This is a genomic window from Tissierella praeacuta DSM 18095, from assembly GCF_900128955.1.
GTDB classification, from domain to species: Bacteria; Bacillota; Clostridia; order Tissierellales; family Tissierellaceae; genus Tissierella; species Tissierella praeacuta.
Window position 1 is genome coordinate 1 of the sequence record NZ_FQTY01000030.1, and the last position, 14,877, is coordinate 14,877.

The following is a 14,877-nucleotide window of genomic DNA, read 5'->3' on the forward strand; positions in this document are numbered from 1 at the left end:
TCCATGGTCTACGTGTCCTATGGTCCCTATGTTTACGTGGGGTTTAGTTCTTTCAAATTTTGCTTTTGCCATTTCAATTTTCCTCCTTAATTATAGATTATTTCTTACCTGTAATTTTTTCTGCAATACTATTTGGCACTGATTCATAGTGATCAAATTGCATAGAATATACTCCTCTACCTTGAGTGTTAGAACGAAGGTCAGTTGCATAACCAAACATTTCTGATAGTGGCACAAAACCTCTAATTACTTGAGCACCACTTCTTAATTCCATTCCTTCTATTCTACCTCTTCTAGAGTTTATATCTCCTATAACATCACCCATGTACTCTTCTGGAACTATTACTTCTACCTTCATCATTGGTTCAAGTAATGTAGGTTTAGCCTTTGAAATAGCTTCCCTAACACCCATAGATCCTGCTATCTTAAATGCCATTTCTGAAGAGTCTACATCATGGTATGATCCATCATAAAGAGTAACTTTTATATCTAACACTGGATAACCACCGATAACACCTGATTCTAAAGCTTCTTGAATTCCATTATCTATAGCACCGATGTATTCCTTAGGAATTACTCCACCTACTATAGCATTTACAAATTCATAGCCAGCACCTGGTTCTTGTGGTTCTACTTTTAATTTTACGTGACCGTATTGTCCACGACCACCGGATTGTCTTACATATTTTCCTTCTGCTTCTGCAGGAGCTTGAATAGATTCTTTATATGCTACCTGTGGACTACCTACATTTGCCTCAACCTTGAATTCCCTAAGAAGTCTATCAACAATTATCTCTAGGTGAAGTTCACCCATACCTGCAATTATTGTTTGACCTGTTTCTTCATCAGTATAAGTCTTAAATGTTGGATCCTCCTCAGCTAGTTTAGCTAAGGCAGTAGCCATTTTATCTTGAGATGCTTTTGTTTTTGGTTCTATAGCTACGTGAATAACCGGTTCTGGGAATTCCATAGTTTCTAAAATTATTGGATTTGAGTCATCAGACAAAGTATCACCTGTAGAAGTATCTTTTAATCCTACAGCTGCTGCTATATCGCCTGCAAATACTTCATCAACTTCTTCCCTTTTGTTAGCATGCATAAGTAGTATTCTACCTATTCTTTCTCTCTTGCCTTTGCTAGTATTTTGTACATAGCTACCTGATTTAAGGCTACCTGAGTAAACCCTAAAATAAGCAAGTTTTCCTATAAAAGGATCTGATACTATTTTAAACGCCAATGCTGAAAATGGCTCTTTATCTGATGCTAATCTTTCTTCTTCTTCATCTGAGTTTAGTCCCATACCTTTAACTGGTGGTATGTCTAATGGAGAAGGTAAATAGTCAATTATAGCATCCAATAAAGGCTGAACTCCTCTATTTCTATAGGAAGAACCACATAAAACAGGTGTTATAGCAACTTTATTAGTTGCAGTTCTAATACCTTTCATAAGTTCTTCAGTAGTTATTTCTTCACCTTCTAAATACTTCATCATTAATTCTTCATCATGTTCAGCTATACTCTCAAGTAAATTTTCCCTATATTCTTTGGCTAAATCTAACATATCAGATGGTATTTCAGTTATTTCATACTTTTCACCTAAATCATCATGATAAATTCTAGCATTCATATTAACTAAATCAACTACTCCTAGAAAGCTATCTTCTTTTCCAATTGGTAATTGTATAGGTACTGGATTGGCTTTAAGTCTATCTTTAATCATTCCTACTGCCCTAAAGAAGTCTGCTCCAAAAATATCCATCTTGTTAACAAATGCTAATCTAGGTACATGATATTTATCTGCTTGCCTCCATACAGTTTCAGATTGAGGCTCAACTCCACCTTTAGCACAGAATAAAGCTACTGCACCATCAAGGATACGTAATGATCTTTCTACTTCTACAGTAAAATCCACGTGTCCTGGTGTATCAATAACGTTAATTCTATGTTCTCTCCACATACATGTAGTTGCAGCGGAAGTAATAGTTATTCCTCTCTCTTGTTCTTGCTCCATCCAATCCATTTGGGCACCGCCCTCATGGGTTTCTCCTACTTTGTGTATCTTACCAGTGTAAAACAAAATTCTCTCTGTGGTGGTTGTTTTTCCTGCATCAATATGAGCCATTATGCCGATGTTTCTAGTTTTTTCCAATGAAATTTGTCTTGGCACAATTTTTCCTCCTTCTTCTTGATTCTTAGTCCCCCTCCACACAATAAAAACGATATATTACCATCTGTAATGTGCGAAAGCTTTATTAGCTTCAGCCATCTTGTGAGTATCTTCTCTTTTCTTAACGCTTGCTCCCATACCATTTGAAGCGTCTAAGATTTCTTTTGCTAATTTTTCAACCATAGTTTTTTCTCCTCTTTTTCTTGAATAGTCTACTAACCATCTAAGACCAAGAGTTTCTCTTCTATCTGTTCTTACTTCTATCGGCACTTGATAAGTTGCTCCACCAATACGTCTTGCCTTTACTTCAAGTACAGGCATAATATTGTTCATAGCTTTATAAAATACTTCTAATGCATCTTCATTAGTTTTTTCTTGAATATAATCAAAAGCTCCATAAACTATGTTTTGAGCAATTCCTTTCTTACCATCTAGCATAATTCCATTAATTAGTTTAGTTACTACCACATCATTATAAATTGGATCTGGCATAACTTCTCTTTTTGGTACATGTCCTTTTCTTGGCACTTTACTTCCCTCCTTAACTATATAGAGTTGATTCATTGGTACTCGACAATTATATTGCCGTACCGCGCCAAAATGCATATATATAAACGGATATCAATCCTGCATTTTAAGCATTATTATTTCTTGTTAGCCTTTGGCTTCTTAGCTCCATACTTAGATCTGCTTTGCATTCTTTTGTCAACGCCAGAAGCATCCAAGGTACCTCTAACAATATGGTATCTAACACCTGGAAGGTCTTTAACTCTTCCACCTCTTATTAAAACAACACTATGTTCTTGTAAATTATGTCCAATTCCTGGAATATATGCTGCAACTTCTTCACCATTAGTAAGTCTTACCCTTGCAACCTTTCTTAAAGCTGAGTTAGGTTTCTTAGGTGTAACTGTTCTAACAGCAACACATACCCCTCTTTTTTGAGGTGAATTAACTTCAGTTTCCTTCTTTTTTAATGTGTTTAGATTCACTCCTAAAGCAGGAGATTTTGATTTGTAAACTACTTTATCTCTGCCTTTTTTAATTAATTGGTTAATGGTTGGCATCAAGGCACCTCCTTCTATTTTTTGTATATTATTTTACTAACGCAGCAGTTGCTGCATTAACATCAATGCCACAAGCATCTCCTAACTTTTTCATATTATCTACATAAATAACTTGAATATGTTTGTCGATGCAAATCTCTTTGATCTCGTCTGTAATCTTATTTTCTGCATCCTTCGCTATAAAAACCGCTTCAATTTCTTGGGAATTCAAAGCTCTTTTTACCTGTTTGGCACCAACAATTTTATTGTTAGCGTTAAGTTTTGATAGCATAAAATCTTCCCCCTCCTTTAAACACTTTAAAGATTATGTGGATTAAAATCCACATAATCTTTATGTCATCCAGAGTATTTTCTAAGTTTACACACTAATACATTCTATCATCAGTTATTTTCACTGTCAACATTTAATTCTTCTAAAATTTGAATATTTTCATCTCCTGCAATTTCAATGTTCCTATATCTTCTCATTCCTGTTCCCGCTGGAATAAGTTTTCCGATGATAACATTTTCCTTAAGCCCTAAAAGGAAATCTTCCTTACCTTCAATTGCAGCTTGAGTTAAAACCCTAGTTGTTTCTTGGAATGAAGCTGCTGATAAAAATGAATCAGTGGCTAGGGAAGCCTTTGTAATTCCCAGTAAAGTTTTTCTTCCTACTGCTGGTTCTAGTCCTTCTTCTATAGCTTTTCTATTATTTTCTTCAAATTCATGTGAACTAACTAAAGAACCAGGTAACATATCTGTATCTCCTGCATCTTCTACTTTTACCTTAGATAACATTTGTTTTACAATTATTTCAATATGTTTATCATTAATATCTACACCTTGTAATCTATAAACCCTCTGAACTTCTTTAACTAAATAATTTTGAACACCTTGTACTCCCTTAATCTTGAGTATATCATGAGGATTTACTGAACCATCAGTTAATTCATCCCCTGCTTCAACTATATCTCCAGGTCTTACCTTCAATCTGGCTCCATAGACTATATTATAACTCATAGACTCCCCATTTGATGAGGTAACTATAACTTCTTTTTTCCTCTTACTCTCTTCTATACTAACTACCCCAGAGTTTTCAGTAATCACTGCAAGACCCTTTGGTTTTCTTGCCTCAAATAACTCTTCAACTCTAGGCAAACCTTGAGTAATATCTGCTCCTGCGACTCCCCCTGTATGGAATGTACGCATTGTAAGCTGTGTACCCGGTTCCCCTATTGACTGGGCTGCAATGATTCCAACTGCCTCACCAATATTTACCTCATCTCCTGTAGCTAGGTTTCTACCGTAGCAATGAGCACAAACTCCATGTTTGGCCTTACATCCCAATACAGAGCGTACTTTCACTTCTGTTATTCCAACTTTTTGAATTAATTCTGCCTGGCTACCTGAAATCATTTCATTTTCTTTAACTATTATTTCTCCTGTTTCAGGATTTACTATATCTTCAAAAGCATATCTTCCATCAATTCTATCATGTAATTCTTCAATTACTTCTCTTCCATCCTTAAAAGGTTTAATCAATAGGTATTCATCTGTTCCACAGTCCACTTCTCTAACTATAACATCTTGACTTACGTCAACCAGTCTTCTAGTTAAATATCCTGAGTCTGCAGTTCTAAGAGCCGTATCTGCTAATCCTTTCCTAGAACCGTGAGTAGAAACGAAGAATTCCAATACACTAAGTCCTTCTCTAAAGTTTGACTTAATAGGAATTTCTATAGTCCTACCAGAAGCAGATGCCATAAGTCCCCTCATGCCTGCTAACTGTCTAATTTGGTTTACACTACCTCTAGCACCAGATAAAGACATGATATAAATATTGTTCATTGGATCTAATCCATCCATCAATATATCAGTTAAATCATCAGTAGTTTTATTCCAAATTTCAATTACCTTTTCATATCTTTCATCATCTGATATAAGTCCTCTACGATAAGATCTTTCAAATTTATCAACTTGTTCTTGAGCTTTTGCTAAAAGTTCAGGTTTTGATTCCGGAACAAATATATCACCCATGGAAATAGATATAGCTCCTATTGTTGAATAGTGGAACCCTGTTTCCTTAATATGGTCTAATACTGTTGCAGTAACTGCATTTCCATGTTTCCTAAAGCATTTCTCTATAATATTTCCTAATGTCTTTTTATTTACAACCATATCAACTTCTAATGAATATTTATCTTTAGTTCTGTCTACAAATCCTAAATCTTGAGGTAAATGTTCATTTAATATAAATCTTCCAACTGTAGATTCAACTAAATGACCTTTATCATTTTCGTCTAATCTCATTCTAACCTTTACTTTGGCATGTAATCCTACAGAACCATTATAGTAAGCATGTAGCATTTCATCAAAATCCTTAAATATCATACCTTCTCCAGGTTCACCAGGAGATTCAAGAGATAAATAATAAGCTCCTAAAACCATATCCTGAGTTGGAGTAGTAATAGGTTTCCCATCCTTTGGTGCAAGAATGTTATTTGTAGATAACATTAAAAGTCTCGCTTCTGCTTGTGCTTCTGTAGATAAAGGTACGTGAACAGCCATTTGATCCCCATCAAAGTCAGCATTATAAGCTGTACATACTAATGGATGTAATTTAATAGCTTTCCCTTCAACTAAAACAGGTTCAAATGCTTGTATTCCTAATCTATGAAGTGTGGGAGCTCTATTTAGAAGTACTGGATGATCTTTTATTACAGCATCTAGTACATCCCATACTTGTGGTTTTACTCTTTCAACCATTCTTTTAGCAGACTTTATATTATGAGCATGACCTTCTTCTACTAATTTTTTCATTACAAAAGGTTTAAATAACTCAAGAGCCATTTTCTTTGGTATTCCACATTGGTAAAATTTAAGTTCTGGTCCAACTACGATTACTGAACGTCCTGAATAATCTACCCTTTTACCAAGTAAGTTTTGTCTAAATCTTCCTTGCTTACCTTTAAGCATATCTGACAAAGATTTTAAAGGTCTATTCCCTGGTCCCGTTACAGGTCTTCCACGTCTTCCATTATCTATAAGAGCATCTACTGCCTCTTGAAGCATTCTCTTTTCATTTCTAACAATAATATCTGGTGCACCTAAATCTAATAGCCTTTTAAGTCTATTGTTTCTATTAATAACTCTTCTATACAAATCATTTAAATCCGATGTTGCAAATCTTCCACCATCTAATTGTACCATGGGTCTAAGGTCTGGTGGTATTACTGGAATAACATCTAATATCATCCATTCAGGTCTATTGCCCGATTTTCTAAATGCTTCTACAACTTCTAGTCTTCTTGTTATTCTTACCTTTTTTTGACCTGAGGCATCTTTTAACTGTTGCCTTAATTCATTTGACTCTTTATCTAAGTCAATTTTTTCCAGTAATGCTTTTATTGCTTCTGCCCCCATCATAGCTTTAAATTTATTATGATATTTGTCATAGGCCTCTCTATATTCTGTTTCCGTTAAAAGTTGTTTTTCATAAAGAGAAGTATCTCCTCCATCTATAACAACATAGGACGCAAAATATAAAACTTTTTCTAATGACCTTGGTGACATATCTAATAAAAGTCCCATTCTACTTGGGATACCTTTAAAATACCATATATGAGATACTGGGGCAGCTAACTCAATATGTCCTAATCGCTCTCTACGAACCTTAGATTTTGTAACTTCAACCCCACATCTATCACATACTACGCCTTTATATCTTACTCTCTTATATTTCCCACAATGGCACTCCCAGTCCTTTGTAGGTCCAAATATTTTTTCACAAAACAAACCTTCTTTTTCAGGTTTTAATGTTCTATAATTTATTGTTTCAGGTTTCTTTACTTCTCCTTTAGACCATTGTCTGATTTTTTCTGGTGAAGCCAGCCCAATTTTAATTGAATCAAATGTATTAAATTCAAACAAGGAGCGTTCTCTCCTTTCTATAATAAAATTAAATTAAAAATCATCATAATCTTCTTCTTCATCATAGTCATCTTCTTCAAAGTCAATATTAATATTCATATCTTCATCATCTTCTTCTAAAATGAACCCCGTCGGTATAGCTCCGCTTATCTTATCTATGATTTTACTTTCATCTTTTTCTTCATCTTCATCATCAGAAAATACCTTTTCTCCTGCTAGTTCTTCACTTATAGTTTCTAAATCTGATAATTCGTCATCAACTGATTCTTGAATTTCTATTTCAGTTTTATCTTCCGATATAATTTTCATATCTAATGATAAACTTTGAAGTTCTTTTATTAATACTTTAAAGGATTCTGGAATACCAGGTTCAGGAATATTTTCTCCCTTAACTACTGCCTCATAAGTTTTAACTCTACCTACAATGTCATCTGATTTAACAGTTAATATTTCCTGTAGTGTATGAGCAGCTCCATATGCTTCAAGGGCCCAAACTTCCATCTCTCCAAATCTTTGCCCACCAAATTGAGCTTTTCCTCCCAAGGGCTGTTGAGTAACTAAAGAGTATGGACCCGTTGATCTAGCATGAATCTTGTCATCAACAAGGTGATGGAGTTTCAACATATACATATATCCTACAGTTACGGGACTATTAAAGTTCTCTCCTGTCCTTCCATCTCTAAGATAAATCTTACCATTTTCTGGATACCCTGCATCCCTTAAAGCTTGAATAATATCTTCTTCATTAGCTCCATCAAATACTGGTGTAGCAACATGCCAACCTAATTTTTTAGCAGCAAGTCCTAAGTGAACCTCCAATACTTGCCCTAAATTCATACGTGAAGGTACTCCAAGAGGATTCAATACTATTTCAACTGGTGTACCATCTGGTAAATAAGGCATATCTTCCTCAGGCATTATCCTAGAAACTACCCCTTTATTTCCGTGACGACCACACATTTTATCTCCAACATTTATCTTTCTCTTGGTAGCTATATATACTCTTATCATTTGGTTAACTCCTGGAGGTAATTCATCTCCATTTTCCCTAGAGAAAATTTTAACATCTACTATAATGCCAGCTTCACCATGAGGAACTCTAAGAGATGTATCTCTAACCTCTCTAGCTTTTTCACCAAATATAGCTCTAAGCAATCTTTCTTCAGCAGTTAATTCTGTTTCTCCTTTAGGAGTTACCTTTCCAACTAATATGTCTCCAGATTTTACTTCAGCACCTATTCTGATAATTCCTCTTTCATCTAAATCCTTTAACATATCATCTCCAACGTTGGGAATATCTCTAGTTATTTCTTCTGGTCCTAATTTCGTATCTCTAGCTTCTGATTCATATTCTTCTATATGAACTGAAGTTAAAACGTCTTCCATTACTAATCTTTCATTGATTAAAATAGCATCCTCATAGTTATAACCTTCCCAGGTCATGAAAGCTATTAGAATATTTTTACCTAATGCAATCTCTCCTAGATTTGTACTTGGTCCATCTGCTATAACCTGACCCTTTTCAACTCTTTCGCCCTTTGCTACAATAGGTCTTTGATTTATAGTAGTTCCTTGATTAGAACGCTTAAACTTCAATAGTTTATATCTTTCTAATTTATTATCTTCATCTTTTCTTACAACTATTTCAGCAGAACTTACTTTTTCTACAATACCAGAATGATTAGATAAAACTACAGTTCCAGAATCCTTAGCAGCTTTGTACTCAATTCCCGTTCCAATAATTGGTGCTTCTGTTTTTAAAAGCGGAACTGCCTGCCTCTGCATGTTTGCACCCATTAGGGCTCTGTTAGCGTCATCATTTTCTAAGAATGGAATCATTGCAGTACCAACGGAAACAAGTTGCTTAGGGGATACATCCATGTAATCAACTTCCTCAGTTGGAAATATGTCTATAACTCCACTCTTACCTCTTGCTATAACTCTTTTATTTTGAATTTCTCCATCTTCTGTTAGTTTTTCATTTGACTGGGCAATAATAAATTCATCTTCCACATCAGCAGTTAAATAATGAATTTCTCCTGTGACTTTACCAGTTCCCTTTTTTATTTTTCTATAAGGCGACTCAATAAAACCATATTCATTGATTCTTGCATAAGTAGTAAGTGATGTTATAAGCCCTATATTAGGTCCTTCTGGCGTTTCAATTGGACACATCCTACCATAATGTGAATTATGAACGTCCCTTACTTCAAAGCCTGCTCTATCACGGCTAAGCCCTCCAGGTCCTAATGCAGACATTCTTCTCTTATGCGTTAATTCTGCCAGCGGATTTGTCTGATCCATGAATTGAGATAACTGGCTGCTACCAAAAAATTCTTTAATTGAAGCAACCACTGGTCTTATATTTATTAAATCTTGAGGTGTTACAACATCAATATCTTGTATGGTCATTCTTTCCCTAACTACTCTCTCCATACGAGATAAACCTATTCTAAATTGATTTTGTAATAACTCACCAACAGATCTAAGTCTCCTATTTCCTAAATGATCAATATCATCTGTACTTCCAATTCCGTCGAATAAATTTAATTCATAATTTATAGATGCAATAATATCATCTACAGTAATATTCTTTGGAGATAATTCCTTTACCCTTTCACTTATAGCTGATTTTAGCTCTTCCATATCATCATAGGTATCAACTAATTCCTTCATTAAAGGATAATATACTTTTTCTTTAATCCCCAATTCATCTAGTGAAAATGGTAAGTCGAACACCTTGGAATCAACAAAGTTATTTCCTAAAACCCTTGCTGTTCTTCCATCTTCCAATAATACGTCTACCATATTTATACCACTATTTTCAACTTCTATAGCTTGATCTCTAGTGATTTTTTCACCCTTAGGTACTAATATCTCACCAGTTTCTAAATTATATATATCATTGGCTGCCCTTTTACCATATATCCTATTATATAGAGCTAGTTTCTTATTAAATTTATATCTTCCCACCTTAGCTAAATCATATCTTTTAGGATCAAAAAATAAGTTAGTAATAAGAGTCCTAGCACTATCTACTGTAGGTGGTTCTCCAGGTCTTAGTCTCTTATATATTTCGATTAATGCTTCTTCTTCATTAGTAGTATTATCTTTTTCTAATGTATTCAATATCTGCTCACTTTCACCAAGTAGTTCAACAATTTCTGAATTACTTTGAATGTTTAAAATTCTGAGCAAAGTAGTAATAGGCACCTTTCTTGTCCTATCAACCCTAACATATACAATATCATTAGAATCTGATTCGTACTCTAACCAAGCCCCTCTATTTGGTATTAGTGTAGAAGAATATAATCTCTTTCCAGTTTTATCAATCTCTTCTACAAAGTAAACACCTGGAGACCTAACTAATTGGCTAACAACTACTCTTTCAGCTCCATTAATAATAAATGTACCTTTATCAGTCATTAAAGGCAAATCACCCATAAAAACTTCTTGCTCTTTTACCTCACCAGTTTCCTTATTAATGAGTCTGACCTTTACCTTTAGTGGTGCTGAATAATTAGCATCTCTTTCTCTTGCTTCATCTTCATCATATTTAATATTTTGTCCAATATGGTAATCAACAAACTCTAATATCAGATTACCAGTATAGTCTTGAATGGGAGAAATATCTTCAAAAACTTCTCTAAGACCCTCCTTTAAAAACCATTCGTAAGAGGACTTTTGCACCTCAATTAAGTCAGGTAAGTCTAGCACTTCATCAATGCGTGAATAACTCATCCTAACACGCTTTCCGTAGGTTACAGGATGTACCATCAACAATTCACCCCTTATTAAACTAAAATATCCAAAAGCATTTAATACTTTTGGTAAAACTTTTCCAAAACAAATATATTATAATATTGTCATATATTTGAAAAATTATACAATAGACAATATTTTTCCCTATTATGCATTTAATTATGTTACCATAATGTATTTCCTATGTCAAGTTATTTTGTATGTATTTTGAGAATTTAAAAAGGCTTTCAATATATCGAAAGCCTTTTTAGATTTATCAATAATTATTTTACTTCTACTTGTGCTCCAGCTTCTTCTAATTTAGCTTTGAAATCATCTGCTTCTTCTTTAGAAGCACCTTCTTTAATTGCTTTTGGAGCATTATCTACTAATTCTTTAGCTTCTTTTAATCCTAATCCTGTTAATTCTCTAACTACTTTTATAACTTTAATTTTTTCGTTTCCTGCTGATGTTAATACAACATCAAATTCTGATTTTTCTTCTGCTGCTGGAGCTGCTCCTCCTGCTACTGGAGCTGCTGCTACTGCCATTGGTGCAGCTGCACTTACTCCAAATTCTTCTTCTAAAGCTTTAACTAATTCTGATAATTCTAATACAGTTAAATTTTTAACCTCTTCAATTAAATTTAATACTTTTTCACTTGCCATTTAATATATCCCTCCACAATAATTTTGTTTTTAAGCTCCTTGTTTTTCAGCAATAGCATTAAGAACTACTGCAAGACCTCTAATTGTACCTTGAAGTACATTTGCAAATCCTTGAATTGGTGCATTTAATCCACCAAGGGCTTGAGCAACAAGTACTTCTCTTGGTGGTAAGTTAGCTAAATCCTTAACACCATTTACATCAATAATTTTACCATCTACAATACCAGCCTTTATTTCTAGCTTATCATTTTCCTTTGCAAAATCAGATGTAATCTTAGCTACTTGAACTGGATCATCATATCCAAAAGCAACAGCATTTGGTCCTTTTAAGAATTCATTAAATTCTTCTAATCCAGAATCTTTAAAAGCAAATCTCATCATAGTATTTTTATAAACTTTATATTCAACACCTGCTTTTCTGTATCTACTTCTCAATTCAGTTAATTGTTCAACATTAAGCCCTCTATAATCAACAACTACAACGGATTGTGCCCTACTAATTTTTTCTTTTATTTCTTCTACATTTTGACTCTTAGCCTGAAGGGTTTGTTCCCTCACTGACTTCACCTCCCATAGGACGAATAAATAAAGATCCCTCCGTAGACACAGAGAGATCCTAATTTCAATTTTATAAATTAGATTAATCTCAACCTCGGTAGGAAATTAAACCTTAAGGTACCTACTGTCTACGGCAATCTATTTAATTAACAACAAGATTGTATCAGTAATAATAAATTTTGTCAACTATTAGTCCATTAATTTTTGTCCATTTATTTTTATTCCAGGACCCATTGTACTAGATATAGCAACAGATTTTAAGTATCTACCTTTTGAAGCAGCTGGTTTTGCCTTAATTATAGCATCCATAACTGCATCAAAGTTTTCCTTTATTTTTTCTGTTCCAAAAGATATCTTTCCAATAGGTACATTTATAATACTTGCTTTATCAACTCTATATTCAACTTTACCAGCCTTAATCTCATTAATCGCCTTTGCAACTTCAAAAGTTACAGTTCCAGATTTTGGATTTGGCATTAATCCTTTTGGTCCAAGAATTCTACCTATTCTACCTACAACTCCCATCATATCTGGAGTTGCAACTACTACATCAAAATCTAGCCATCCTTCATTTTGAATTCTAGCAACTAATTCTTCTCCACCTACATATTCTGCTCCAGCTTCTTCAGCTTCTTTAACTTTATCACCTTTAGCAATAACAAGTACAGTTTTAGTTTTTCCTGTACCATGTGGTAACACTACTGCACCTCTTACTTGTTGATCAGCATGTCTTGGATCAACGCCAAGTCTAACTGATAAATCTATAGTCTCATCAAATTTAGCCTTCGCTGTTTTTTGTACTAATTCAATAGCCTCAGATACATCATAAAATGTTGCTCTATCTACTATTTTTAAACTTTCTTGATAATTCTTACCTCTTTTTGGCATAACTTTACCTCCTTGTGGTTATAACGGAATTTCCTCCCACTAATTTCCTAAAATATTATTCTTCTACTGTAATTCCCATACTTCTTGCAGTTCCTGCTACCATACTCATTGCAGCTTCAACTGAAGCAGCATTTAAGTCTTGCATCTTTATTTCAGCAATTTCTCTAACCTTAGCTTGAGAAATCTTAGCAACTTTTTTCTTGTTTGGCTCAGCTGAACCTGATTCAATGCCTACAGCCTTTTTAATCAACACTGCTGCTGGCGGTGTTTTTGTAATGAAAGAAAAGGATCTGTCTTGATAAACTGTAAGAACAACTGGTATTATCATTCCTGCTTGATCTGCAGTTTTTGCATTAAACTCTTTTGTAAATTGCATAATATTTACTCCATGAGGTCCTAATGCAGTTCCTACAGGTGGTGCTGGAGTAGCCTTTCCAGCTGGTATTTGTAACTTAACTAAAGCCATGACTTTTTTTGCCATAAAACTTCCACCTCCTTGTATCCTTTGTGGTTTGGCGGGATAAACCCTCCCACTTAATTATATATATTTAAAAAGCAATTTGCTTTAAAAAACTATAACTTTTCTACTTGGTCAAAATCCAATTCTACAAGAGTTTCTCTTCCAAACATGGAAACAAAAACCTTAACTTTTCTCTTTTCCATATTCAAACTATCCACAGTACCCATAAAGTTTTCAAATGGTCCTGAGCATACTTTTACTGCATCGTTTACCTTCAAATCTATATCTGGTAAAATGGTCTCTTGTACACCTAATGCTTTAACTTCCGCATCTGTTAATGGAACTGGTTTAGAACCTGGTCCTACAAATCCTGTAACTCCTCTTGTGTTTCTAACTAGATACCATGATTCATCATTAATAATCATTTTCACAAGAACATATCCAGGGAAAAGTTTTCTTTCTTTAAGTTTCTTTTTCCCGCCCTTATTATCCATATATTCTTCAGTAGGCACTGCTACTTCAAATATATCATCTCGCATTCCTCTATTCTCAACCATTTTCTCAAGATTAGCCTTAACCTTGTTTTCATGACCTGAATAAGTATGGACTACATACCATCTTGCATCCATAGCCCTTTCTTCTCTACTTCTATCCGTCATACAATTGGGAACCTTTAGGTTCCTCCCTCCCTCTTGTACTAAATAATAAATCGTAAAACACCATGTATCAATAAGTCTAATACCCAAACAACAATAGCTATAATTGCACTAATCATTATAACTACTCCAGTATAGTTTATTAGCTCTTTTTTACCAGGCCAAATTACTTTCTTCATTTCGGCCTTAACACCCCTGAAATATGTGGACATCTTTGCCTTTTTTGTACCATTTGTACCAGTTGGTGCCGTCATAACACTCACATCCTTACTTGTTATAATATTATTTCGTTTCTTTATGAGTAGTATGAGTTTTGCAGAATTTACAATATTTTTTTAATTCTATTCTTTCTGTATTGTTCTTTTTATTCTTAGATGAATTGTAATTTCTTTGTTTACACTCTGTGCAAGCTAATGTGATCCTATCTCTCACTTAAAACACCTCCTACAAAAATCATATATATATTAAACTATCGTTTTCGGGTACATCGCCCCACTATTAACAATGTTACTAATATAAACTATCACAAAATAAAATTTATGTCAATAAAAAAGTATTCCTTCTAATTACAAAATTATCTGTTATTTATATCATTATTCCTATTTAATTAATTATTATTCCAGTTTCATCCAGAAAAAAGACTAGGCCAAAAGACCTAGCCTTTTATTATTATTCAAGAACTTTAGTTACAACTCCTGCTCCTACTGTTCTTCCACCTTCACGTATAGCAAATCTTAGTCCTTCTTCCATTGCTATTGGTGTG

14 protein-coding genes and 1 other annotated feature are annotated in these 14,877 nt (G+C 34.0%); all 14 genes read right to left on the reverse strand.

Annotated features, from left to right (window positions below; translation table 11 throughout):
* Positions 1-97 precede the first annotated feature (97 nt).
* The gene (fusA, locus tag BUB33_RS15325; RefSeq protein WP_072978060.1) at positions 98-2,167 is read right to left on the reverse strand and encodes an elongation factor G; all 2,070 of its coding nucleotides are present in this window, start codon (positions 2,165-2,167) and stop codon (positions 98-100) included.
* Between the two features lie 57 nt (positions 2,168-2,224).
* On the reverse strand, positions 2,225-2,695 hold the full coding sequence (gene rpsG / locus BUB33_RS15330; protein WP_072978062.1) for a 30S ribosomal protein S7: 471 nt from the start codon (positions 2,693-2,695) through the stop codon (positions 2,225-2,227).
* Positions 2,696-2,811: 116 nt separating this feature from the next.
* Positions 2,812-3,234, reverse strand: coding sequence for a 30S ribosomal protein S12 (rpsL, locus tag BUB33_RS15335; RefSeq protein ID WP_072978064.1), 423 nt, complete (start codon positions 3,232-3,234; stop codon positions 2,812-2,814).
* A gap of 28 nt (positions 3,235-3,262) precedes the next feature.
* On the reverse strand, positions 3,263-3,505 hold the full coding sequence (locus tag BUB33_RS15340) for a ribosomal L7Ae/L30e/S12e/Gadd45 family protein (protein ID WP_072978066.1): 243 nt from the start codon (positions 3,503-3,505) through the stop codon (positions 3,263-3,265).
* A gap of 110 nt (positions 3,506-3,615) precedes the next feature.
* Entirely contained in the window at positions 3,616-7,143 is a 3,528-nt protein-coding gene (gene rpoC / locus BUB33_RS15345; RefSeq protein ID WP_072978068.1) for a DNA-directed RNA polymerase subunit beta', read from the reverse strand.
* Between the two features lie 33 nt (positions 7,144-7,176).
* Positions 7,177-10,920: a DNA-directed RNA polymerase subunit beta gene (gene rpoB, locus BUB33_RS15350; RefSeq protein WP_072978070.1), complete on the reverse strand. Its 3,744-nt coding sequence runs from the start codon at positions 10,918-10,920 to the stop codon at positions 7,177-7,179.
* A gap of 248 nt (positions 10,921-11,168) precedes the next feature.
* Positions 11,169-11,552, reverse strand: coding sequence for a 50S ribosomal protein L7/L12 (rplL, locus tag BUB33_RS15355; protein WP_072978072.1), 384 nt, complete (start codon positions 11,550-11,552; stop codon positions 11,169-11,171).
* A 30-nt stretch (positions 11,553-11,582) separates the two neighbouring features.
* On the reverse strand, positions 11,583-12,110 hold the full coding sequence (gene rplJ / locus BUB33_RS15360; RefSeq protein WP_072978074.1) for a 50S ribosomal protein L10: 528 nt from the start codon (positions 12,108-12,110) through the stop codon (positions 11,583-11,585).
* Between the two features lie 17 nt (positions 12,111-12,127).
* Positions 12,128-12,262, reverse strand: a sequence feature (ribosomal protein L10 leader region).
* Between the two features lie 37 nt (positions 12,263-12,299).
* Complete coding sequence (rplA, locus tag BUB33_RS15365) at positions 12,300-12,998, reverse strand: 50S ribosomal protein L1 (protein WP_072978076.1); 699 nt, start codon at positions 12,996-12,998, stop codon at positions 12,300-12,302.
* 55 nt (positions 12,999-13,053) lie between these two features.
* Entirely contained in the window at positions 13,054-13,479 is a 426-nt protein-coding gene (rplK, locus tag BUB33_RS15370; protein ID WP_072978079.1) for a 50S ribosomal protein L11, read from the reverse strand.
* Between the two features lie 92 nt (positions 13,480-13,571).
* Entirely contained in the window at positions 13,572-14,117 is a 546-nt protein-coding gene (gene nusG, locus BUB33_RS15375; protein ID WP_072978081.1) for a transcription termination/antitermination protein NusG, read from the reverse strand.
* 38 nt (positions 14,118-14,155) lie between these two features.
* Positions 14,156-14,368 (reverse strand): preprotein translocase subunit SecE, encoded by a 213-nt coding sequence (gene secE, locus BUB33_RS15380; protein WP_072978083.1) that lies wholly within the window; start codon positions 14,366-14,368, stop codon positions 14,156-14,158.
* 28 nt (positions 14,369-14,396) lie between these two features.
* A complete protein-coding gene (gene rpmG / locus BUB33_RS15385) occupies positions 14,397-14,546 on the reverse strand; it encodes a 50S ribosomal protein L33 (protein ID WP_072978085.1) in 150 nt (49 codons plus the stop codon).
* Between the two features lie 237 nt (positions 14,547-14,783).
* Positions 14,784-14,877 (reverse strand): EF-Tu C-terminal domain-related protein (locus tag BUB33_RS15390; protein ID WP_143154916.1); only part of this gene is annotated, 94 nt, incomplete at its 5' end.